This is a genomic window from Neisseria sp. HMSC068C04 (assembly GCF_001810105.1).
In the GTDB taxonomy this organism is placed as follows: Bacteria; Pseudomonadota; Gammaproteobacteria; order Burkholderiales; family Neisseriaceae; genus Neisseria; species Neisseria flavescens_B.
Map to the genome: position 1 here is coordinate 85,076 of NZ_KV799929.1, position 224 is coordinate 85,299.

Sequence of the window (224 nt, forward strand, 5' to 3'; positions counted from 1 at the left end):
AGCACTGCGAAATGAGAAAGGGAGCTACAACGCAATACTCTTACGGGCTGTCTGTCTTGTTATTGTAGCACTGCGAAATGAGAAAGGGAGCTACAACAGCAAACAGGCTTATTTAACGGTTACATGCATTGTAGCACTGCGAAATGAGAAAGGGAGCTACAACCAAAACCGCGTTGGCGTGAACGGCGAACTGATTGTAGCACTGCGAAATGAGAAAGGGAGCT